The following is a 22,540-nucleotide window of genomic DNA, read 5'->3' on the forward strand; positions in this document are numbered from 1 at the left end:
GCTGCTGTCCAAATGAGTATGCGTATAGTTCATTTCTGCATTAGCTTTGCCGATCTTAACAGTTAAACGAGAGCGAAACGTTACCTATAGTAGCCGGAGAACCTGAACAATTATTATTCTAATTCCGGAGTGTTATTTTGGCTGTTGCATTCTCTTTACCCCAGGAAATAAAAGACACCCCTTCTTTGCCCAGACTTGCGCTGCGTGGACTCAGCAAGGTGATGGGTGAACACCGTGCCGTCGATGGGATCGATTTAGCCATCGCGCCGGGTGAACGCGTGGTATTACTTGGCCCCAGCGGCTGCGGGAAAACCACCACCCTACGAATGGTTGCTGGTTTTATTCAGCCTGATGCGGGCGAAATTCATTTAAATGGTCAGTTGGCCGCCAGCTCCCGCGTAATGCTCCCGCCGGAGAAGCGTCAGTTGGGCATGATGTTTCAGAACTACGCCATTTGGCCCCATAAAACCGTCTTCAATAACGTCGCCTATGGTTTGCAAATTGCGGGGGTTAAAGCGGAACTGCTTAAGCAACGTGTGAATCGGATGCTGGATATCGTCAACCTCACCGGCTATGCAGGACGAAAACCTGCCGATCTGAGCGGTGGCCAACAACAGCGTGTTGCACTGGCGCGGGCACTGGTCACCGAGCCTTCATTATTGCTACTGGACGAACCGTTATCGAACCTGGATGCAGCCATGCGTCAGGTGATGCGTACTGAATTAAAAGCGTTACAGGAACGCGTTGGCGTAACGATGCTGCATGTGACCCACGATCAGGAAGAGGCGCTGGTGTTAGCCGATCGTATCGTGGTCATGAATGCCGGACGTATTGAGCAGGTCGGGACGCCTCAACAAATATGGCAGTGCCCACAAAATCGTTTCGTTGCCAGCTTTATTGGCAGGGCCAATATTTTGAGTGCCAGCGTGGTCGCGGTTGATGCTTTTCAGCCGAGGGTTCAGCTTGAGCTGGGGGGCAGACTACGTTTTTGGGCGCGTGCCGATGAGCAAAGCCCCCGAGCCAGCTGGTTGGGACAGCAGCGCAGCGTGGTGATCCGCCCGCAAGATTTTCAGCAGCGTAGCGATGGTATTCCGTTGCCGATCATAAACAGTATTTTTCTCGGCAACCATTACGATGTGACCCTGGCGTTGGGGGATGAGCAATTGTCAGTTGAGTTCCGGGATGCGCCAGGCGGCACACTTAACATCATCGTCGAAGATGATCGTGCATGGGTATTGCCATGAGTCGGGTTGATGAGCTGTGCTCGCTTAACCTTTCTCCGGCTCACGGGAGAGTGGCGTGGCAACCGATAAAATGGCTGATCATCGGTACCGCGATTCTGGTGTTGCTGGGTATTGTTGCCTGGCCTTTGCTCTGGCTGTTTAAATTTAGCCTGACGGCAGAGGATGGTCATTTTACACTGGATACTTTTCGGACCGTTATTAACGAGCCGGGTATGCTGGATGCGGCCTGGAATTCGCTGCGGCTGGTTATTAACGTGGTTCTGTGCTCAACCTTTATCGGGACGCTGTTGGCATGGACGGTGGCACGGACCGATACACCGTGCAAAAGTTTGATTGTTGGTGCGGTCGGTATCACCTTCGTTATCCCGACGTTTATTACCGTTATCGCCTGGATTTTTCTGGCGGCACCTAATTCCGGCTATCTTAATACACTATTAATGCAGGCCCTGTCGCTGGATACGCCACCTTTTGACATCATCAGTTTCAATGGACTGGTGATGATTGAAACCATTCATCTCTATCCGCTGGTCTTTTTCTCGGTTCTTTCGGCGTTGAATAACGTCGATGCCAGCTATGAGCAGGCTGCCCGTATTCTGGGGGCCGGCCGGTTGCGCAGCACACTGACCATTACGCTACCGTTGGTTTTGCCAGCGATACTCGCCAGTACTATCCTGGTGATGCTGGATACGCTGTCCTCCTTTGGCGCGCCGGCCGTTATCGGCACGATGGCGAACTTCTCGGTGCTGACCACCAAACTGTATGATCTGGTTTCGTTTCCACCGCGTCTGAATCTGGCGGCGGCAATCGCGGTGCCGATTGTGCTCTACACCTTACTTTGTCTGGCCGTCCAGCGATTGTTTATCGGACGTGATGATTTCCGCACGCTGAGTGGCAAAGTGACGAAAGGGCAGGTGTTGCCGCTGGGCCGCTGGCGCTGGCTGATGGGCGGCGCGGTGGTTGTGGTGGTCTTTGTGAGTGTGATTCTGCCGTTATCGGCGCTGCTGCTATTGTCGCTGATTAAGGTATTAGGTATTGATATCTCACTCGATAATCTGGCACTGGAAAACTATCGCCATCTGTTTGATGAAAGCGATACCGCTTTTGGTTCTTTGAAAAATAGTCTGACGCTGGCTTTTTCGACCGCCACGCTATGCGCCAGCCTGGCGGTGATTTGTGCCTGGGTGGTGGAGCGAACACAGTTGGCGGGGCGAGGCGCAATCACCCTGTTAATCATGATTGCCTATGGCTTTCCGTCTATCGCTTTTGGCGTCGGTATCATGCTGGGCTATATCAATGTGCTCTATGGCACCCTTTCCCTGTTGCTGATCGCTTACACCGCAAAATTGTTACCGGTGGCTTTTGTACTGGTGCGGACTGCACTACGGCAAATAGCAGTAGAGCTGGAGGAAGCGGCTCGCATTGCGGGTGCTGGCTGGCTGCGCATCATGTTGGATATCACCTTGCCGTTACTCAACGTTTCCGTCGGAATTGGTTGGGTGCTGGTGTTTTCACTGAGTATCCGTGAGTTGTCGATGTCGGTGATGCTGGCGCAAACCGATTCACAGGTCATGTCAACGGTCATCATGCAATACATTGCTGATGGGTCTATTGAGCTGGCGGCTGCGCTATCGGTCATTATCGTCGCCATTAGCGTTTTAATTCTTGGCATTGTCTGGAAAGTATCCGGCAGAACCATTTCCAGCCGTGAATAACCGATGAGCGATAATAACATGCAGATAAAAAGTACGGCGTTGCCCACATTTACTGAATGGTTTGACGTTGTGGTCGTGGGGTTTGGCTTTGCTGGCGCCGCCGCCGCACTGGCCGCGCACGACAGCGGTGCGCGCGTTCTGTTGATCGAGAAGATGCCGGATCCCGGTGGCATCTCTATTTGTGCCGGAGGTGGCGTACGCACGGTAACCGATCGACAGAAAGGGCTGGAATATCTGCGGAAGACGGTAGGACCGGATGTTCCGGACCCGGTACTGGAAATGATGACGGAGGGCATGCTTGGCCTGGAACGCTATTTCCGGGAGTTAGCGAAGGTTAATGGCGCCACAATCCGGGTGCGCGACCGTGGCGGCAACTATCCTTTTCCCGGTCACGATGCGTTCGGTATTGTGGAAGTCACGGATATCCCTGGGTTTGATGCGCGTCGCGACTATCCGCACGCGCGGGGGCGCTTGTTGGGGCCAAACGTATTTAAATTGCTGCACGATAATATTCGCGTCCGCGATATTGAAGTCCGGCTTGAAACACCGGCAGAGCGTCTGGTCATCGGCGAAAATGGAGAAATCCTCGGATTAACCGTCCGCCAGCAGGGGCAAGTACGTCATATTGGCGCACGTAAGGGCGTAATCCTCGCTACCGGCGGCTTTGAAGCGGACCCGGTTATGCAACGTAAATACTGGCAGATCCGCCCGGTGCTGGCGGCGGCAACGCGTGCGAATACGGGTGATGGCATTCGTATGGCGCAAGCGGCAGGGGCCGACCTCTGGCATATGTGGCATTTCCATGGTTCATATGGCTTTCGCCACGTTGATGAGCATTATCCCTTTGCCCTGCGGGTTAAACGTTTGCCTGACTGGACACCGGAAATTAATACACCGGAAGTGGCAATGTCATGGATCACGCTTAATAAGCGGGGCCAACGTTTTATGAATGAGTATCATCCCTATTTTCAGGATACCGGCCACCGCCCGCTGGATCAGTTCGATCCCACAACCCAGAGTTTTCCGCATATTCCGGCGTTTCTGGTGGTGGATGAAGAGGGGCGTAAGCGTTATCCACTCGGACAGGCGGTCCTTAATGATCGCACGATTGCCCCCTATGTCTGGAGTGACGATAACCTGAAAGAGGTGGAGAACGGTATTCTGCAGAAAGCGGCCTCAGTCGCGGCATTGGCCGCCTTGATAGGGGCCGATGTTGCGACGGTGCAGGCAAGTCTCGACCGCTGGAATCAACAGTGTGAGCGTGGGCGGGATGAAGATTTTTCCCGCCCGGGCACGAGTATGTTGCCAATCAAAACGGCGCCATTTTATGTCGGGCGACTGTGGCCGCTGGTAAATAATACCCAGGGAGGCCCCGCCCATGACGCGCAGCAACGTGTGCTTAATCCATTCAAAGAACCTATTCCCCGTCTTTATACCGTCGGTGAACTCGGCAGCATCTGGGGGTTTTTATACCTTGGCGCCGGTAATTTGGCCGAGTGTTTTATTACCGGTCAGGTGGCGGGAAAGCACGCCGCAGGTCTGTTATCTCGGGAGTTGCTATGAACGGTTTCCAGCGATTGGACGAACTGATTTTTCCACGGCCGCCGCACGTGATTCCAGAAAATGATATTGACCGACTGACGATTCGCCCCACGGGTGCCGCGCTGGGCGCAGTAGTGACCGGAATTGATTTGTCACAGCAAATCGATGATGTCCTGGCGACGCGATTGCGACAAGCCTGGCAGGATCATCTGGTGCTGCTGTTTCCCGGTCAGTATTTGCAGCCAAAGGCATTTCTTTTAGCCGCCCAAATTTTTGGTCAGCCACAGGAAGGCGCGAATCGTCAATATATTCGCGCTGCGGGCATTGAACTGGATGATGAATTTCCGGAGATCATGCTCAATACCAACCTGGGTGCCGACGGTAAGCCAGCACGTGAAAACGACGGGTTGGGGAGTCTGGAAGTGGTCTGGCATTCTGATAACTCGTATATCGCTGAGCCGCCGATAGGCAGCATGCTGTATGCGTTGGAAGCGCCGGCTGACAGCGGTCATACTTCATTCTCTAACCAATATCTGGCGTATGAAAGGCTACCGGAACCGCTTAAGCGTGAAATTGAAGGATTGTGGGCAAAACATGACGCCAGCCGCAATAGCGCGGGGATATTACGACCCGGTATTGCGTTACCCACCCGACCTGAAGAGGTGCCCGGGCCCTTTCATCCGTTAGTTATCCGTAATCCGAATAATGGGCGATCTGCATTATATCCCGGACGCCGTCGGGCGTTTCCTTCTCAGTTTATTGATGGCCTTCCATTTGAAAAAAGTGAGGCATTACTGGATCAAATTTGGGCAGCGGCCACTGACAATAGCCTGACGTGGACACACCACTGGACGCCGGGCGATGTGCTGATTTGGGATAACCGTTATTCCATGCATCACCGAACGCCGATTGATGAAACTCAACGCCGCATCATGCTGCGTACCCAATTTCAGGGGCAGGCACTGCTGGCGAATACACCGCGTCGGGTACTGTAAATCGCATTTTTTATTTTTTTCCAGGAAACCATACTATGTTAAAAAATTGCCTACTCGTCGCCAGCCTGTTACTGGGCATGCTGATCTTCTCCTCTGCTCATGCAGAACCGCTGAATCAGCGTTTCGCTACGCTTTATGCTGCGGCGAAGCCAGAGAAAGACGTCGTGTTTTATAATACCTTTCGCCAGGATACCAACCGTAAGTTGGTAAGTTTCTGGAAGGCGAATTTCCCGGATATTACGCTGAAGATCGTACAAAAACAGTCTCTCGATTTGATCCCTACGATTGAATCTGAAAGGGCTGCTGGTAAAACGCTGGCCGATGTGGTCATGATTAATGAAATTTTTGTCGCCAACGCCTGGAAAGAAAAGGGATGGTTTGTTCCTTATAAAGTTGGTGATTTTGATCGGTTGCCGGCGCAATACAAAGATCCTGATGGCTCCTGGTATATTACCAGCGTAAGCCTGCTGACTGCTGCGTACAATACGCGGGCCTTCCCGGATAAATCACAATTGCCGAAAAGTTTGCAGGGATTCACCGAAGCGAAATGGAAAGGCAAATTATTGTTGGGCGATCCGAAAGTGGCGGCGTCCAATCAGGCATTTTTCCTGGCATTACTGAAGAGCGGTAAACTCAATTGGGATATGCTTAATGCGCTGTCACATCAGGATATTCTGTTCACCCGTGGGAACGCCGATTCCGCACGCCTGATTGCGACAGGCGAACGTCTATTATCGCCAATGGTCTCATCACAAAATGTTATTACTGCGCGTGAAAAGGGGCAGCCGATTGATTTCTATGTACTGGATGAAGGCGCGATTCTGGTGACCCAACCCGTGGGGATTTTTGCTCATTCACCGCACCCTAACGGCGGAAAACTACTTATGGAAACGCTGGCGAGTAAAGAGGGGCAAGAACTGGTTGCGGCGGCAGGGGCGTATTGGCCGACGCATCCTGATGCGGAAGCACCGGGACATTTGCCGAAGCTGGATACGTTAAAACCGGAAAGTGGCGATGTGGCGGTTGGCGGTGCGGAGTCACAAGCTTTTCTGGCCCGTTTCGGTGAGATTTTTAATCGTCATTAATAGATGTTAATTTCGTCTTTTGATCGGGTGCGGGGCACGCCCGGTCAAGGCCGGGTAGGAAAACGTCATCCCCCGGGACAGCGCCCATCCCAGCAAAACCAGCATGGCAACAACGCACGTGAACCTCAATTACCGCGACCGGAAAAATGGCCATGATGGCTATCCCGCTTACCCATTCCCCCACCTTCGGAAATTTTTGACAACAATTCTGAATTATTAGGCGTGGCTGTTCCTGATGTTAGACGATAACATTGGGCCCGATTTCTGATAACAGCGCGCAAACATACAGGAAACAACATGTCCGAAAAAATCATCCGTGGCGAGGGCCAGATTGATCCTTCGCAGCAACGCCATGATAACGGGCGCAGCATCGCAGCCTGGGGCGCCGTGTTCTCGCTTTCACTGGGTATCTTTGCGCTGGTGACGGCCGAGTTCTTACCGGCCAGTTTGTTGACGCCTATTGCCGCCGATCTTGGCGTTTCAGACGGTACGGCCGGGCAGGCCGTTACGGCAACCGCTTTAGTAGCCGCGGTCGCCGGGCCAGCGGTGGTGCTGGGTAGCGGAAAAATTGACCGTCGTCATGTGGTATGGGGATTGATACTGCTGCTGATATTATCCAATTTTCTCGCAGCGGAAGCGTCCAGCATAAGCATATTAATTGCTGCACGCGCGATGCTGGGCGTGGCGTTAGGCGGCGTCTGGTCACTGGCTGCCGCTCTGGCGATGCGATTAGTGCCGACCCGGTTATTATCCCGGGCGATGATGATTATCTTCACTGGCGTTTCGGCGGCCACGGTTTGTGCGCCCGGTTTGGGGGCCTGGCTTGGCGATCTCTGGGGCTGGCGTGCAACCTTTATGGCATCAGCGGGCATTGGTATTGTCGCGCTTGCTGTACAGTTGGCGTGCTTGCCCAAATTGCCTGCGCAGGATGCGCCCGACCTCCGTACTTTTAGCCTGCTGTTAAAACGGCCACGTATCCGCCTTGGCCTGATTAGCGGGATCTTTATCATTTCAGGCCATTTTGCTGGTTTTACCTATATCCGTCCTTTCCTTGAGCAAGTAACACATTTAGATGTGCAAATGATTTCGCTGGCGCTGCTGATTTTTGGCATCGGTGGCTTTTTCGGTAACATTGCCGGTGGTTTTATCGCGGAACGCAGCGCCAGTCTGGCGGTGGTACTCTCTGCACTGATGCTGGCAAGCATGGCATTTGCACTGCTTAGCTACGGCGTGTTCCCGTATGTCGCCTTCGCGGCTACGGCAGGATGGGGATTTGCGTTTGGTGCTTTCCCGGTCAGCATTCAGACATGGAATGCGCTGGCCGCCAAAGACCATGCGGAGACGGCCGGCGCATTACTGGGCACCACTTTTCAGGTGGCGATTTCACTTGGCGCGGTGGTAGGCGGGCTGCTGGTGGATGGACTGGGCGCGCCAGGCGCAATGGGTTACAGTGCGATCGCGTTGCTTATCGGGGGGCTGGCGATGCTGATTCGGGGACGACGCGAGGAGGCTTTCGTATAACGCGCAACCTGTCAGATAAAATCCCGTAGCGCAGGTCAGGATACTTTGGTGCTGCGGGTGCCGGGACCGAGCTGGGACAGCTATACCGGACACCTTAAGATAGACGACTGAAGCAGAATAGTCGTGGGTAAAACGCTGCCGTGTACCGTTTCAACCGGGCCGGCTAAGCCAGTTCCGAAGGAAAAAAATTCATGCCGCTGCTATGGAGCGATGTCAAAATGGAACTTCTATATGGTCTGGAAACACATATAGCTTAACTGATATAAATTTTTCAGAGTTTCCATGTATAACGTTACCCAGTTTAATCATTTTCGCAATCATCACACGCCTAATTTCAATTTGCTCTCGCAGTTACCAGCGATCAATCAGCGTTCGGTACAAAGCCTGGCAGCCGCCCCCGATCAGCGCGTGGCATACGCGTTGAAGTTGGCCATTGAGCAGGGTCACCTTGACCTGGAAAGTGCTCACAAAAATGGTGCGCAACTTATCGCCAGCTTTATTGATCCAAATACGGGACGCAACAGTAGCGCTATTCTCTCTTTTACTCTTTCACGGGAAGCGGATCTCAAACTGACTGGTGTAAATTTCAGCCCTCATCGTCAATGGGCGATCGGTTCACAGGGCGTATACGTGCCGCCCCCGGGAGCAAACTTGAGTCGCGACGACTTGCTGTGGAATATCTCGCAGCAAAGTGCTCTTGACCCTCAGAACAACCGCATTAATGCGCGCCTGCTCCAGGCGACAGACGCCTATAACGCGCTTATCGACCTCGAGCGTAGTCGCCGTCAAATTGTCGGCGCGCTCACCCCCCTCAACAGCTCGTTAGCGGATGCACTGGGTAGTCAGAGCAGTCGCAGAAGTGAATATAGTCAGCGCCTCATACAGATAGATTCGCAAATTCATGAGATGGATCTTATCCTGGATATGTCTGTTCGCGGTTTACACTATCATCCCATTAACGATGTAAATCGGGCACCTTATCGTGCTCTTGAGCATCAGCATCACGATTTTTTTCACAGCAACAATATGCTGCAATCTCCCGAAGAGGCGCTGATATCAGGCGCTAATGTTGGGAATACTGCGCTGAGTATGGCGGATAACACGTTACGTAGCCGGGGAATGGCTCAATAGAATGGCAGTACAGCGGGTTTAGCTGCACATGAGAAAGCTGGCGGCCATTTGATAGATAGACATGTAGGGAAAACTGAAGCGGAGTTAGTCGATAGAGTCTCTGCGGGTAATACAAAAATAGCATCTACATTTACTGATAGGGCTACAGCACAAGCTGTGACAAGCAAAGCTATTGATAGCAACCGGTCGAAGATAAGGGATTATTTATCTGGTAGCCAAAAGGGTTACTTAGAACTTGATTATAAATCTCCTGATGCCATTGGTATCAGTGTTATCCGCGGTTCAGCAAGTGCTGTACCCGCCACTAACGTTAGAATTATCATTGCAAGAGATTTTTCAATGCCTGAAGGTTATAAAATTATTACTGGATATCCAATGCCATGAATATTAAAGAAAAATACCCCTCATTATCCTATTTTCTAGCATGTTATTTTAACCAGGATTTTGAGATTTTGTTTGGCAATGCGAACGAGACATTGGCAGCTTATAAAGCGACTGAGGCTGCAGAAGAGCGCTTGCAGATGAAAGCTGAAATAGAGTCTCTGCTATCCCTTTCGCTATCAGATGATGAATTGCAGGACATACTGCTTAACAAAATTGATTGTAGCTATTATTACCCTAACGAATGGTCTTCATCTGAAGAGTGGTTGAAACATATATGTAACCAAATGAATTAACGAAAATTTCGGTCGCCTGATTTGGATTTCATTTTATACCATAGTCAGTTAACGACTTACCGATCTGGCACGTTGATCTCTGATGGTCTGATCGCCGCGATGCTGATTCGGGCGCGACGCGAGAACGCCGTCGTGTAACGCGCAACCTGTCAGATAAAACCCCACAGCGACAGCGAAGAGATGCTCTGGTGCTGCGGGTTTCAAAACCTATGGTTAATGGGTATCTAACGCCTGCTGAATTTTCGTTTTGACCTCAATTAAGTCCGGTTGGGTTAAGACACGTGGGCGCCGCGAATGTACCTCAAATTGGCTATCTACCCGTCCGGGACGAGGTTTTAACACCACAATACGGTCAGAAAGATAGAGCGCTTCGTCGATATCGTGCGTCACCAATACCGTCGTGAGCTGATGTTGTTGCCAGATCTGCAATAACGCTTTTTGCAGATGGCGTCGCGTCAGCGAATCAAGTGCGCCAAAGGGCTCATCCAGTAGCAGGATGGACGGCTGCGGGGCCAGACAGCGGGCGATGGCGGCACGTTGCGACATACCCCCGGAGAGCTGGTGCGGCCAGGCTTTTTCAAACCCTTTCAGACCGACCAGTTCAATCAACTGCGCAACCCGCCGGCGCTGTTCCGCTGGTGAGCTATCCTGCTGTTTCAGGCTCAGCAAAATATTCTCTTCCACATTCAGCCAGGGCAGCAAGCGATGGTCCTGGAACACAATACCGCGTGATAATGACGGCGTGCGTATCGTGTTACCACCGGCCTGGACTTCACCACTGTCAGGACAATCGAGCCCGGCCAGCATCCGTAGCAGGGTCGATTTACCACAGCCGCTAGGGCCGATCAGGCTAACAAACTCGCCTTTTTTCACCGTCAGAGAAACATTATCCAGCGCCTGAATCTGCTGGTCATTAACCAGAAAACGGCGGGAAACGTGATGTATCGCAATTTCATCAGCTACCTGAAGTGAAGCGGGAGGAATTACCGTGTCAACCATGGTGTGGCTCTCCGTGTAAGCAAAACAATCAAACGATTCAGGGATACGCCCGCCACCGCCAGCGCAATAATGCCGACAATCACTTTATCCATATCGCCATACATGCGGGCAGCGGCAAGATAAATGCCCAGCCCATCGCCAGGACCATTTACGTAGCCAGTGCCGACTAAATATTCGGTCCCTATGGTGCCAAGCCAGGCAATGGTAAACGCGGTCTCAAATCCGGACATCATCGTTGGCAGCGCCGCAGGCAGGATGATATGCCGCAGCGTCGCCCAGCGGCTCAGTTCCAGCAACTGGCCAACTTCCCGGTATGCGTTAGCTACTTTGGCGCAGCCTTCCCGGCTACTGAGCAACATGGGGAAGAAGGCGCCGAGGGATATTTCCGTAATCTTCAGGGCTTCACCGGTGCCAACCCAGGCGCTTAACAGGGGGATCCATGCAAACAGGGCAATCTGCTGCGCACCGTTAAAAGTGGGAGACAATATGCGATGAGCCGGACGGTACATACCCAGCCCTATGCCCAGTACGCTCCCCAGCATCGTACCCAGCAGTAAGCCGGTAAAGGCGCGGAATATCGTTGCGGCCAGCGCGGCGGGAAGTGAGCCATCGGTCACGGCCTGCTGTAGCGTGTGCCAGACTTTATCGGGGGGAACCAGCAGGGCACTGTTGACTGTGGAGTGATGGCTGACCAGGCTCCAGATTGCCACTAACGCCACCGGCAGCACCAGGGCACGTCCGACTCGCCATAGCGGGCTTTTTGACAGAGAGACCTGCGTCATGCTTTCCCCTCCACGGCCCAGTGCATCAGGCGTTTTTCCAGCCGTAGCGCCAGATAATCGAGTAGCCAGCCGATGAGACCGATGCAGATCATGGTGACAAAGACCACATCCAACTGAAATGCTTTTCGGCCCCAGGTCATCAGGTAACCGATCCCCGCCGCCGAGGCGATCATTTCCACCAGGATCAGTGCTTTCCAGCCTTTGCTCAATGCCAGCCGTGCAGCGGTAAACAGAGCGGGCGCTATGGCCGGAAAATAGATAATACGCAGGCGCTGCCACAGGGTGAGCTCCAGCACGCGGGCCACATCCCGGTACTTTTGCGGTAGATCGCGTGCGGCGTTATAGCTGCCGATCAGCAACGGCAAAAAACAGGTTTTGGCGATCAGTACAAACTTCAGTGTCTCACCAATGCCGAAAATCAGCATAAAGAAGGGTAGCCATCCCAGTGACGGAACCAGGCAGGCAGCCCGCACGGTCGGACCAATCCAGTTATCGGCGGTACGGGAGAGGGCGAACAGCAAACCGGTAGTGACGCCCATCACGCCACCGAAGACAAAACCGCACAGTAAACGGAACAGGCTGATGCGTAACGCATCGCCCAGTTCGCCATCATGGATTAATTCAATCGCGGTTTGTAACGTATACAACGGAGCCGGGAGGATCTGCTCCGGCATCCAGTTGAGGCTGGCGGCGATCTGCCACAATACCAGCAGGCCGGTGGGAAACAGCAGGGCGGTGAGTATTGTGCGGGTATACTGTGAGATACCGCTGCGATAGCGCTGCAGGCGTAGCAGGGATTGAGGACGTTCCGGCAGAGAAAATACAGACATGGGATTTACTCCTGTTTTGCTATGTCAGCATGGCGATACCGATCGCGGATTATCCAGGTGGGATCAGCATCGGCACCGCCTGCTTGTCCGCGCTTCCAGCCCAAATGGAGAGCGTAACTGCCCATTAACCCTGCATCGGTGAGCTGTGCTTCATTTACGGATACAGTACGTTCCGCGTCAGGAGCCACATAGAGCGCATCGGTTGGGCAATATATTTCACATAAAAAACAGGTCTGGCAGTCTTGCTGGCGGCTGATAACGGGCTGACGGCCTATCACGGCATCAAAGACATTGGCCGGACACACCGTCACGCAGCGATTGCAGGCGATGCACTGCGTTTCAGAGATAAGTTCAATCATGCTGTCTCCTGTAATGGCTGCTGGCGATCCCACTGTGGCCGTCCGGTGCTGTTGAGCAGAATGCGGTGGCCCAGTCGGGGATCCTGCATCGGCATATCCAGACGGCGGTGAATACCCCGGCTTTCCTGACGTAGCAGTGCCGCTTTATAGGTCCAGCGCGCGACGCTAAGGAGTGCGCGGGCTTCCCGACGACGTAACAGTTCAATCAAGTTGGTGTCAGGGTGACGATATCCATGCAGTGCCAGTGTTTTATACAGGCTATACAGGCGAGACATAGAACCTGTCATCCCCTCGGCACTGCGAAAGAAATTCTTCTCCAGTGGCAGCATCTCATCACGTACCGCGCGGAGAATGGATTCGGCGTTAACGCCCTGTGCGTGGCGACTGCCTTGCAGGTCGGCACCGATACCGCCCAGATTCAGCAGCGGCGTCCGGCGGTGTTTCTGCTGTCGCTGGGCCAGATGGGACTGCTGCCGATCAGCGCGCCGTGCCGCCGCTTCACCAGCCGCACGGCCACTGGCGATGGCCCAGGAGGCATTGGGGCCGCCGCCTCCGCTGATAACGCCGTTCATCGGCTCACGGCTGGCGGCATCACCCGCGGCGTACAGGCCCGGCACGTCAGTTTCCCCGTGCGGGGTCAACAGCCGTAATCCGCCCAGGCCCCGAACGGTTCCCTCATTACGCAAGATCACTTCAAAGCGATCGTGAAAGGGGTTGATGCCCTGGCGATCGAATGGCACAAAGCAGTTAGGCTGTGACTGCCGCAGGCTGGATTGCAGCTCTGTATCAGCGCGATCCAGCCGGGCATATACCGGCCCCCGCAGCATCGCTTTCGCCAGTGCGCTCTGGCGATCGCCCGGCAGCAACAGCACATTTTCATCGGCGTCGTAAAAGGTTGCCCACTGATAAATAATGCCTTTATTCATCGAGGTACTGACGGGCGTAATACCGTATTGCGCGCTGTACTCCATGCCGGAAAGGCGTGCTCCGGCCTGTGCACCCAGCAGATAACCATCACCGGTTAGTCCGGTTGCGCCGAGGAAACGTTCGCCGAACGCACAACCGCCGGTCGCCAGGATGACGGCAGAGGCGGTAATGCGCCAAAAACGGTTCTTTTGTCGGTGGATACCGACGGCGCCAGCCACACCTTCGGCGTCCTGCATTAATGCCAGCGCCGGTGAATGATCGTAAATGATGACGCCCGCTGCCCGTGCTTTCCGTCGCATAAAGCGCATGTAGTCCGGGCCGCGAAGGTTCGCGATGTAGGGACGTCCCTGGCCATCTTTGGGGAAGGGGTATCCCCAGCGTACCAACTCATGTAGCCCGTGCCATGCGCTGTCAAGCGTGCGCTCGATGGTTTCCGGGTTGGCCAGCGCGCCTGTCAGTTTCATGCGTCGGGTAATTTCCGCATCACGTTGTTCAGGCGCAACACACCAGGTCCCGGTATTGGAAGGGGCCGTCGCGCCGCTGGTGCCAAAATAGCCCTTATCCACCAGGATGACGCGTCGACCAGCCGTTGCGGCACGCAGCGCGGCCCAGGCACCTGCCGGTCCTCCGCCAATCACCAGCACATCTGTCATCTCTTCGTTAATATCAGCGAGTGCCGGGAGAGTCATTACCGTTGGCCTCTTTTTTAGTCCAGAGAGACTGATAACCTAATTTCTCAATGGATTGGTTGATATAACGGTCATCAACCCACTGTTGCACATCAATATCACGGCGAATCAATTTACTGTCGCGAGCGAAGCTGATGCCGCGTTGTAAGTTGGCGCGGAAATAATTATCCAACAGCGGGTTAAGGCGATCTTTCAGTAAGTCTCCCTGATAATCACTCTCGAGGCTGTTGCGCGGCATTTTTGTTTGGGCCCAGATAGCAAAAACCTGTTGACGGTTTTTCTCATCAGAAGCAAAAGCCGCCGCCTGGACAAAGGCATCCACCACGCGCTGAGTGACTTCTGGATAGCGTTGTGCAAAACGTTCGGTAACCACCAGCGAACCGAAGATATTGGCCGGATCGTTTTTACCCTTAGTGGTATAAATCACGTCGGCGATACCTTTATCGCGCAGCGGTAAAATATCTGCGTTACCGACCACCACATCAATATCACCGGACGTCAGGGCGGAAATTTGATCGGCGGCTTTTAAGTCATAAAGCTGAATATCCTTTTCGCTGAGATTGATGCTATTGAGCAGCGTTGCCAGCGAGAGCTCAAGAATAGTTCCGCGTGAAACGGAAACTTTTTTCCCTTTTAAATCAGCCAGCGTTTTAATCGCTGCGCCTTTGCGTGTGACGACATAAATTGGGCTGCTGCCGTATGAGGCCAGTATTTTTGTCCTTAATCCGGAACCTCGGCCAACAATATTCGGTAATCCGCCATAGTTAGCAAAATCGAGTTGCCCGTTGGCGAGCGCCTCATTAATCGCCGGACCGGTTCCCTGAGGGAATTGCCAGTCGATTTTAACGTGCTCATCAGCAAAAGCTTTTTCAAGATAACCGTTGGCGCGTAATACACCAATAACCGCGGTACCGTAGGGCGTGCCATAAGGATTTCCCTGTCCGGCGATATGAATGACGTTGGGTAAGTTTTCTGCGGCCTGTGCCGGTACCCATATTAACTGGGCTGCCAGCAATGAAATAATGGCCAGCGCATATTGGTATTTTGTTTTTATCGCCACACAAGCTCCAGAATAAAAAATTAAATAAGCCATTCACATTTATACCCTAAAGAATTCGAGTTGCATGAAGGCGACGACGCAGTGAATTCCCGGGAGCTTACTGGAGTAAGTGACCGGGGTGAACGAGGAAAGCCAACGCACAAGCAACTTGAAGTATGACGGGTATAAAGCGTGATCTTTTCCGGCTGCATAGCAGGCCACCGTCATAAACGAATGTTAGACATTCTTGTTCCAGGGTGACGGAAATGAGGCGTGATATGAAGTAACAAATTCAGCATTACTTATTTGTTACCGTCATAATTCAGAAGATAAAGGCGGTGGGATATCGCCTGTCCTGGCAGCCGTGGCGGCAAAATCGCTGGATGAGGGGAAGGGTTCAGATGCCGGAGTATCTTTACGAGGAAGGTTTAAGGTTGCAGGAAACGATGAGGTAAAGGTGAGCACTGGCACCGACGTTGTCGTCATGATACCAGCGCTGTTGACGCGTGAAAGTCAGAGCTTGCAACTATGCAGATTCACAGACTCAGCGCTCTGACAAAAACCGAAAACGATTAAGCTGTTCTTTCATGAGGTTCACGTCATGGGGGGTAGCGACATTGAGGGTAGGAAATGGAATCCCCTGGTTCAGCGTATCTGAACGCAGTATATCACTACCACTTTGCAGCTTTTCTTCCTGGGCATCCAGACACACGTTAGCCATGTTCGTTGAGTCTTGCTCTACCCGGTTTTGAATGAACTGCAGGCGTGAGGCATTATCAAGCGGCATAAATAGCTTATCGACAATCTGCCGCTGTAACTGCGCTGGCAGCTCACCGAATGTGTCATCATCGATTTTTTTTAGGCAGTTAACACGTACCCCCTGCATTCCGCCCATTTTTTCACTGAGTGCCAGCAGACGGTTTAACGCCTCTTTTTGTTTTTCCTGTGGGCCAAATGTGACATCTTCGATGGCGATCATCGCACCAAATTCCACAATATAAGCCCGCGTATGCGGCGATACGCCATGCATACCGCTATCAACAAACGCAGTCACCAGTTCTTCGGCAATCTCCTTCTCCGCGGGTGCCAGATCGTTTCCTAGCTTCTGCATACTTTGCGATGCCATCCAGGAAAGCTGAAAGATTACCGATGTCAGCTTACTCATCAGTAAATCACCGTGCTGTTGGCGTACCTGTGTTGTCTGACGCATTTGACTGACGCTGTCTCCAGTGTCAGCCTCAATGCGACTGCGCTGCTGTGAGGATATTTGGGCTATTTTTTGTGCCAATGTCAGCGACCCGGCACCGGGCGTGGTGGTAAATAACCCCGATCCCTCTAATAAGTGTTCTACCTCGCTTTTCGCCTTTTCACAGCTAAATGTACTGTCCTTATTCACCAGTAAACGGGCGGGCATATACAGACGCTCACAAAGCTCCGTTTTACTCTCCATACCAAAAGCGATCCGGACCTGATCAACATGTTCATCGATCCCGATCGGTATGAACGATATTGATGTTGTGTTAAAACCAAAGCTGTTGCGATCGCGGATCTCGTCACTATTAATTAACTCACGCCTGGTAAAGTAATAATTATTTTCGAGATCGTCGGAGGGTGCCTGGTTAAACGTAAATCTGTTTACGCTGGTATTGGACGCCCCTATCATGACAAACGGCAGGCCCGGCTCCCAGGCGGTAACGTTCACATTTCCCTCTTTTCCGTTGAACAGTGCCTCTTTTACAAACCGGGCATTATCCCCTGCACGTTCCAGCATCGCAAATTCTTGCTCACCCGCGCGTAGCATATGTACCAGCAACTGAGATTCCGGATTATTCATCCAGCCGAGATTATCCTCCGCCTTTTTTAACCAGTCATTGGCGGCCTGTGTCTCCGGTGCAGGCTTAGCCAGTAGCGTAATACCACCGGCCATCGCTTTTGCGGTGCCTAAGTTGGCATACTTCTGATAGCTTTTGCACAGTAAAATACGCAACTTTCCACTGCCAATATCATCGGACAGCGCCTGGGTTAGTTGCTGAAGGTCATGACGTTTCTCAATGGTGCTGTCGAGGACTAACGTCAGGGGAGGTGACTCCGGCGCCTTTTCCGCCAGTGTTTTTTTTGTACTGGCAATGACCTGGGTGACACCCCAACTTTTGTCCTCATTTTGTTGTGGTGTTGAATGGTTCAGCGTAGCGTAAAGCGTGGTTTTATCGTCGGATTGCCATCCCGGTTTTATGTCCAGCAGTTCACTGATTTCAAAATAGACGGGCGTTACCAACTTACTCTCGGTACTGGCCATACTTAACGTTGGGTTACGACTTAACGTCTGTGCCAGCTCAATACCAAGGCTAACAGCATGCATACCCGAGGAGAGTAAAAATGACTCTGGAATAGCGCCAAGTTGCGCCTGACAGTTTTTATCAAGGCGGCTGGCTAACTGGAGGTTCATTGCGGCTTTGAAATGCTTGCCGTTATAAGTTTTACAGGTACTTAACAGAATATGCATTTCTTCTATAATCACGCGATAACAGTCAGCAACCGCTGAACTGTTGTGTGCGACCGCTGGCATGGTTTCGGATGCCGTTAACAGCACTTTCAGTGAATTGTGCATCAACTCCGGATTAAATGGCAGCAGCGGCGCATTAGCCGGTGTTACAGCAGGGGGCTGCGTGGCTTTTTGCCCCAGATGTTGGCGACAAAATAACAGGCGCTGATCGAGCTGAGGCAGCAATGTTGCCAGCAAACTGGCGGTTGTATTCGTCAGCACCTGAGCACCATGCTCAGCCGGTAACGCGCGCAGTTGTGCAATGGCCTGGTTAAAACGTGGGTCCCGCAGGGCTAACAACGTCTCAGTGAGAAGGCGTGGAGGATAGTGCATGGGTGTCAGATGTCGGACACTGGCTTGTGCTGCCTGAAATTGCGATGGCTTGGCGCCCAGATAATGAAGTAATGACTCTGATTCCCTCATAATGAGTTCGGCATGCTCAGGCGTTTTGGATTTATAGCGCAGGGCATAAATACCCGAAAATAATTGCGCAAAGTGCCTTTGGAAATGTAGATCGACACTACCGCCCTCAATATCGGCTGGCGGCATCAATGATAAAAGCCGCTTAGCGTTATCGCTGCTGTTAACAAAAGTAACCGCCTCATGCTCTTGTCCGCCTCTGGCGAGATAAAGCTGCATGCATTGTTCATTAAAGGCGGGGGTATTCGACGTGCGGTGATACTCTGAATCTAAACGGTTCTGCATATGCAACTGGTTTGGGTTGTTTTCATCAATTTCATCGGAGGCAAAACTCAAACCGTATTGTGCTGCCGCCAACGCCCCACCCGATATAGTTTTCAACTGCTGGCGCCGTAAATCGCCAAATATTTCCTGACCGACATGTTCTCCACTCGCAGTGCGCTGATAAAGCCATATTTTTCTTAAGTTCTGATGAATATCTTGCGTAAACGAAGAGGGAGAAGGAGCCGCTGAGGTATCGTCCAGAGAAACTTGCGCTTGTTTTAAACGTTGCTGTAGGGTTTCACTCTTGGATGCTGAGTCCAGATGTTGGCGTTTAGCAGGGGGAGGTGCATCTCCAGACAATGGCATATCGGGGATAGGTACAGATAGAGAACGGCTTACTGCTATTTTCATTGTATTCTCACAGCAATCATAAGGAGAATGAATGAGTGGTGACGGCTATGAGTTGAGTTCCCTCAATATAGGGTTATCTTTATCGATAATTCGTGTGATTCTTCTTCGGGTTTCGCGATAACTATATGATTTTTATTATTGTTATCTGTGTAAGCCCGGTTGACAGCAACCGGTGACGAAAGGTTTGGTATGTAACTGATGTTTGGGAAGTTATTTATCTTTGAACGCACAATCCGGTTACGTTTCCTTTAAGAGATCGACTGATCTTACTCTGCATATATGGACGCGCAGTCTGTGCAAGATTTTTACAGTAATGTTCGATGTGAATAACTGCAGGCATATTGATCTTACCCATCAATAGTCGACACGGGACTCAGTGAGTAAACCCTCAATCAGAGGTGATTCCTGACAAAACCAGTATCAACCCAGAAACAGTGCGTAAGCAACACACGCCTGAATTTCGCAGTGAAGCCCTGAAGCTTGCAGAACGCATCGGTGTTGCAGCCGCAGCCCGTGAACTCAGCCTTTACGAATCCCAGCTCTACAACTGGCGTCGCAAACAACAGCAATAGCTGACTTCCAGCGAACGTGAAAACGAACTGGTCGCAGAAAATGCCCGCCTGAAACGCCAGCTGGCGAGCAGGCAAAGGAGCTGGCCATTCTCCAAAAGGTCGCGACATACTTCGCGAAGCGCCTGAAATGAAGTGTCTTCATCGATAAACATCAGGAAGAGTTCAGCATCAAAGCGATGTGCCGGGTACTTCAGGTTGCCCGCAACGGATGGTATGCGTGGCGTCTGCGCCGCTCTCATTCCGGTTTGCGTCAGCAGTTCCGGCTCACCTGTGATACGGCTGTCCGTGAGGCATTCATGGCGGCAAAACAGCGCTATTGGGCACCTTGTCTGGCAGAAGAGCTGCCGGAGTATAACACCAAAACCATTGCCGCCAGCTTGTGTCGTCAGGGGCTACGGGCGAAAGCCTCCCGGAAGTTTAGCCCGATAAGCTACCGTGAGCATGGACTGTCTGCGTCAGATAATCTGCTAAAGCAGGACTTCAATGCCAGCGGTCCGAACCAGAAGTAGGCGGGTGACATCACGTATCGTGTGCACGGATGAGGCTGGCTGTACCTGCGGTGGTCAGTACTGTTCAGTAGATTATCAGGCGTTGCTGAAGCGGCACAATCTACGTGGCAGCATGAGCGCAAAAGGCTGCTGTTATGACAATGCCTGCGTGGAAAGCTTCTTTCATTCGCTGAAGGTGGAATGTATCCACGGCGAACGTTTTGCCAGCCGTGAAATAATGCGAACGACAGTGTTTAATTATATCGAGTGTGATTACAATCGGTGGCACCGGTCACAGTGCCTGTGGCGGTCTCAGCCCGGAACAATTTGAAAACCAGAACCTCGCTGGGGTGTGTGTCCACATTACGCGGGTAGGATCAATCAAGTATGCTTCAAAAAAATGGATTATGCCGATCCAAAACTGGCGGCTGGCGATAAGTCGTTTTATTGTCACCCCTAAACCACCTCCTGGGGAGGTGGTGATTGATCCTGTAAGGCTATAGCCTGAAGAATGCCCATGTTGGAATATCTCTGCTTACTCACCACAAGTAAAAGGAGACAAACCGACATGGGGCTTTACAGGAGTTCATCACATGTATATTGGCGTTGCAAATACCACATAGTCTGGACGCCTAAGTACCGTTTCAGGATTCTGAGAGATAAGCTGGGCAAGGAACTCTACAGGACAATCTACATTCTCTGCGGAATAAAGGATTGTGAGGTTCTGGAGTTAAATGTTCAGCCAGATCATGTACATCTAGTCGTAATCGTCCCACCAAAAATCTCGATATCAACCCCGATGGGACATCTGAAAGGCCGTAGCGCGATCAGGCTCTACAATCGTTTTCCACACATAAGAAAGAAGCTATGGGGAAACCATTTTTGGTCCCGAGGCTACTTCGTCGATACGGTGGGAGTGAATGAAGAAATAATCAGAAGATATGTGAGGCATCAGGAGAAAACGGAACAAACGCATGAACAGCAGATGGAATTGCTAGAGTAGTAAACGGAAAGTGACAATAGCCCCCCTTACAGGGGGCATTCTCAAAAGCCACCTTCTAAGAAGGTGGTCTTTTACTATCGAGTTCGGTGACCGCCTGAGCGATCACCTTTAATACTGTGGCAGTTACACAGAATTAAGGGCAGACTCGCTGACCGAACCCTAAATTTAGCGTTATTTATCAGTCAATCTATTCGCTATGGGGGAATCATCTTGAGTGGTTATCGCGGTTATTACACGATACGATCACCCACAATCATCAATGCTGTTTAATGTGGTAATTGCTGAGAAAGGTACGATATTTTATGGAAACAGCCAGTTCGCTCCCCCGGAAGTAAACATGGGCTGGCAAAAGTGTAGCGGTATTAGGCGCAGCTATTTAGCTCTATTATCACATGGACGATATTACCAGTAAGGGATTTGATGCACACAATCTTGACTGAATTTGAACCATTTACAAATGCTTCATCAAAAGATGAAGTCATGCTTCAAGTTGAACAAGCAGTAAAATCGCTCGGATTTGAGCGCTTCTTGTATGCCGTTGTTCCCAAACAAGGTACGAATGATTCAGGATTCTTTCTATACAGTACTTATCCAGAAAAGTGGCGTAAGCATTATGATAGTCAAAATTTTCGTTCGAATGATCCAACAGTTTCCCACTGTTTCAAATCAATGAGTCCCTTGGTTTGGCAGCCTGAATCATTTCAAACCATAGAACAAAAGACGCTCTATGAAGAAGCATCTTCTTTCGGTTTACGTGCTGGAATTACTCTACCAATCCATGGCCTCCTGGGGGAGGTGGGAATGCTGACCTGTGTACGCGATGAATTACCTGGGCTGAATTTCTTACGAGATATCAAACATAATCTGAGTAGTCTTTCCTTGCTACGTGATGTTGTCTGTGATGCTATGAGCGCTTATACCACAATGGAGGCCGCTCTTAATGAAACAACACCACAATTAACAGTGAGGGAATTAGATTGCTTACGTTGGATGGCTGCCGGGAAAACGACGTGGGAGATTAGTCGGATATTAAATATTAGTGAAGCTGGCGTTAATTTTCATATTTCTAATTTGCGAAATAAATTTGGTGTAAATCGCCGAAATGATGTCGTAATAAAAGCGATCCGAATAGGAATTATCACTCTGTCTTAGATGGTAGCTCACAGCAATCTATTAAATAGTTGTTTGAGAATAGATGAAAAATATAAATTTCATCCTGTGTTTTGATTAGCAATAAAATTTACTCTAGAGGCTAAGCTAACAGTCAATTCTGGATAAACTCTAGCCCTAGATGTAAAAGGTAAACCT

General features: G+C 51.4%; 18 protein-coding genes and 2 pseudogenes. 13 read left to right on the forward strand and 7 right to left on the reverse strand.

The features are described 5' to 3' along the window. Positions 1-137: 137 nt before the first annotated feature. From J1C60_RS06565 to J1C60_RS06605, 9 genes are all read left to right on the forward strand, one after another. Positions 138-1,244: an ABC transporter ATP-binding protein gene (locus J1C60_RS06565; protein ID WP_206612500.1), complete on the forward strand. Its 1,107-nt coding sequence runs from the start codon at positions 138-140 to the stop codon at positions 1,242-1,244. Further along, positions 1,229-2,956, forward strand: a complete 1,728-nt coding sequence (locus tag J1C60_RS06570; RefSeq protein ID WP_206612501.1) for an ABC transporter permease — start codon at positions 1,229-1,231, stop codon at positions 2,954-2,956. Before J1C60_RS06565 ends, J1C60_RS06570 begins: the two co-directional genes overlap by 16 nt. A gap of 3 nt (positions 2,957-2,959) precedes the next feature. Then, a complete protein-coding gene (locus J1C60_RS06575; protein WP_206612502.1) occupies positions 2,960-4,519 on the forward strand; it encodes an FAD-dependent oxidoreductase in 1,560 nt (519 codons plus the stop codon). Beyond that, positions 4,516-5,493, forward strand: a complete 978-nt coding sequence (locus J1C60_RS06580; protein ID WP_128176493.1) for a TauD/TfdA dioxygenase family protein — start codon at positions 4,516-4,518, stop codon at positions 5,491-5,493. The genes J1C60_RS06575 and J1C60_RS06580 overlap by 4 nt, the downstream gene beginning before the upstream one ends. A gap of 35 nt (positions 5,494-5,528) precedes the next feature. Continuing rightward, positions 5,529-6,578, forward strand: coding sequence for an ABC transporter substrate-binding protein (locus J1C60_RS06585; protein WP_128176495.1), 1,050 nt, complete (start codon positions 5,529-5,531; stop codon positions 6,576-6,578). A gap of 297 nt (positions 6,579-6,875) precedes the next feature. After that, on the forward strand, positions 6,876-8,099 hold the full coding sequence (locus J1C60_RS06590; RefSeq protein WP_128176496.1) for an MFS transporter: 1,224 nt from the start codon (positions 6,876-6,878) through the stop codon (positions 8,097-8,099). Between the two features lie 282 nt (positions 8,100-8,381). Further along, positions 8,382-9,230, forward strand: a complete 849-nt coding sequence (locus J1C60_RS06595) for a hypothetical protein (protein ID WP_128176498.1) — start codon at positions 8,382-8,384, stop codon at positions 9,228-9,230. Positions 9,231-9,278: 48 nt separating this feature from the next. Then, on the forward strand, positions 9,279-9,614 hold the full coding sequence (locus tag J1C60_RS06600) for an RNase A-like domain-containing protein (protein ID WP_128176499.1): 336 nt from the start codon (positions 9,279-9,281) through the stop codon (positions 9,612-9,614). Then, positions 9,611-9,907, forward strand: coding sequence for a contact-dependent growth inhibition system immunity protein (locus J1C60_RS06605; protein WP_220485710.1), 297 nt, complete (start codon positions 9,611-9,613; stop codon positions 9,905-9,907). Before J1C60_RS06600 ends, J1C60_RS06605 begins: the two co-directional genes overlap by 4 nt. Before the next feature lie 213 nt (positions 9,908-10,120). Here the strand turns inward: J1C60_RS06605 and J1C60_RS06610 are convergent, their stop codons facing one another. From J1C60_RS06610 to J1C60_RS06640, 7 genes are all read right to left on the reverse strand, one after another. Then, entirely contained in the window at positions 10,121-10,906 is a 786-nt protein-coding gene (locus J1C60_RS06610; protein ID WP_128176501.1) for an ABC transporter ATP-binding protein, read from the reverse strand. Then, entirely contained in the window at positions 10,891-11,688 is a 798-nt protein-coding gene (locus J1C60_RS06615) for an ABC transporter permease (protein ID WP_128176503.1), read from the reverse strand. The genes J1C60_RS06610 and J1C60_RS06615 overlap by 16 nt, the downstream gene beginning before the upstream one ends. Then, positions 11,685-12,518: an ABC transporter permease gene (locus tag J1C60_RS06620; RefSeq protein ID WP_128176505.1), complete on the reverse strand. Its 834-nt coding sequence runs from the start codon at positions 12,516-12,518 to the stop codon at positions 11,685-11,687. The genes J1C60_RS06615 and J1C60_RS06620 overlap by 4 nt, the downstream gene beginning before the upstream one ends. Positions 12,519-12,523: 5 nt before the next feature. After that, entirely contained in the window at positions 12,524-12,877 is a 354-nt protein-coding gene (locus J1C60_RS06625; RefSeq protein ID WP_128176507.1) for a 4Fe-4S dicluster domain-containing protein, read from the reverse strand. Then, positions 12,874-14,493 (reverse strand): FAD-dependent oxidoreductase, encoded by a 1,620-nt coding sequence (locus tag J1C60_RS06630; RefSeq protein ID WP_128176509.1) that lies wholly within the window; start codon positions 14,491-14,493, stop codon positions 12,874-12,876. The genes J1C60_RS06625 and J1C60_RS06630 overlap by 4 nt, the downstream gene beginning before the upstream one ends. Continuing rightward, positions 14,471-15,553 carry an ABC transporter substrate-binding protein gene (locus tag J1C60_RS06635; protein WP_164877276.1) on the reverse strand — a complete coding sequence of 361 codons (1,083 nt, stop codon included), beginning with the start codon at positions 15,551-15,553 and terminating at the stop codon, positions 14,471-14,473. Before J1C60_RS06635 ends, J1C60_RS06630 begins: the two co-directional genes overlap by 23 nt. A gap of 523 nt (positions 15,554-16,076) precedes the next feature. Further along, the gene (locus J1C60_RS06640; RefSeq protein WP_128176513.1) at positions 16,077-19,169 is read right to left on the reverse strand and encodes a hypothetical protein; all 3,093 of its coding nucleotides are present in this window, start codon (positions 19,167-19,169) and stop codon (positions 16,077-16,079) included. 405 nt (positions 19,170-19,574) lie between these two features. On the opposite strand from J1C60_RS06640, the pseudogene J1C60_RS06645 reads away from it, so the two are divergent. From J1C60_RS06645 to J1C60_RS06660, 4 genes and pseudogenes are all read left to right on the forward strand, one after another. Next, positions 19,575-20,576 (forward strand): annotated as a pseudogene (locus tag J1C60_RS06645) (IS3 family transposase); the annotation flags it as partial. A 221-nt stretch (positions 20,577-20,797) separates the two neighbouring features. Continuing rightward, positions 20,798-21,232, forward strand: coding sequence for an IS200/IS605 family transposase (gene tnpA, locus J1C60_RS06650; protein WP_242080474.1), 435 nt, complete (start codon positions 20,798-20,800; stop codon positions 21,230-21,232). A gap of 155 nt (positions 21,233-21,387) precedes the next feature. After that, positions 21,388-21,589: pseudogene (locus J1C60_RS06655) on the forward strand (IS630 family transposase); the annotation flags it as partial. A gap of 63 nt (positions 21,590-21,652) precedes the next feature. Continuing rightward, the gene (locus J1C60_RS06660; RefSeq protein ID WP_128175792.1) at positions 21,653-22,384 is read left to right on the forward strand and encodes a helix-turn-helix transcriptional regulator; all 732 of its coding nucleotides are present in this window, start codon (positions 21,653-21,655) and stop codon (positions 22,382-22,384) included. Positions 22,385-22,540 lie beyond the last annotated feature (156 nt).

Source organism: [Pantoea] beijingensis, from assembly GCF_022647505.1.
In the GTDB taxonomy this organism is placed as follows: Bacteria; Pseudomonadota; Gammaproteobacteria; order Enterobacterales; family Enterobacteriaceae; genus Erwinia; species Erwinia beijingensis.

Bases quoted from the DNA above. Each gene is read 5' to 3' on its own strand.
- J1C60_RS06570 (WP_206612501.1), top strand. From the start codon at position 1,229: ATGGGTATTGCCATGAGTCGGGTTGATGAGCTGTGCTCGCTTAACCTT.
- J1C60_RS06575 (WP_206612502.1), top strand. From the start codon at position 2,960: ATGAGCGATAATAACATGCAGATAAAAAGTACGGCGTTGCCCACATTT.
- J1C60_RS06580 (WP_128176493.1), top strand. From the start codon at position 4,516: ATGAACGGTTTCCAGCGATTGGACGAACTGATTTTTCCACGGCCGCCG.
- J1C60_RS06585 (WP_128176495.1), top strand. From the start codon at position 5,529: ATGTTAAAAAATTGCCTACTCGTCGCCAGCCTGTTACTGGGCATGCTG.
- J1C60_RS06590 (WP_128176496.1), top strand. From the start codon at position 6,876: ATGTCCGAAAAAATCATCCGTGGCGAGGGCCAGATTGATCCTTCGCAG.
- J1C60_RS06595 (WP_128176498.1), top strand. From the start codon at position 8,382: ATGTATAACGTTACCCAGTTTAATCATTTTCGCAATCATCACACGCCT.
- J1C60_RS06605 (WP_220485710.1), top strand. From the start codon at position 9,611: ATGAATATTAAAGAAAAATACCCCTCATTATCCTATTTTCTAGCATGT.
- J1C60_RS06610 (WP_128176501.1), bottom strand. From the start codon at position 10,906: ATGGTTGACACGGTAATTCCTCCCGCTTCACTTCAGGTAGCTGATGAA.
- J1C60_RS06615 (WP_128176503.1), bottom strand. From the start codon at position 11,688: ATGACGCAGGTCTCTCTGTCAAAAAGCCCGCTATGGCGAGTCGGACGT.
- J1C60_RS06620 (WP_128176505.1), bottom strand. From the start codon at position 12,518: ATGTCTGTATTTTCTCTGCCGGAACGTCCTCAATCCCTGCTACGCCTG.
- J1C60_RS06625 (WP_128176507.1), bottom strand. From the start codon at position 12,877: ATGATTGAACTTATCTCTGAAACGCAGTGCATCGCCTGCAATCGCTGC.
- J1C60_RS06630 (WP_128176509.1), bottom strand. From the start codon at position 14,493: ATGACTCTCCCGGCACTCGCTGATATTAACGAAGAGATGACAGATGTG.
- J1C60_RS06640 (WP_128176513.1), bottom strand. From the start codon at position 19,169: ATGAAAATAGCAGTAAGCCGTTCTCTATCTGTACCTATCCCCGATATG.
- tnpA (WP_242080474.1), top strand. From the start codon at position 20,798: ATGGGGCTTTACAGGAGTTCATCACATGTATATTGGCGTTGCAAATAC.
- J1C60_RS06660 (WP_128175792.1), top strand. From the start codon at position 21,653: ATGCACACAATCTTGACTGAATTTGAACCATTTACAAATGCTTCATCA.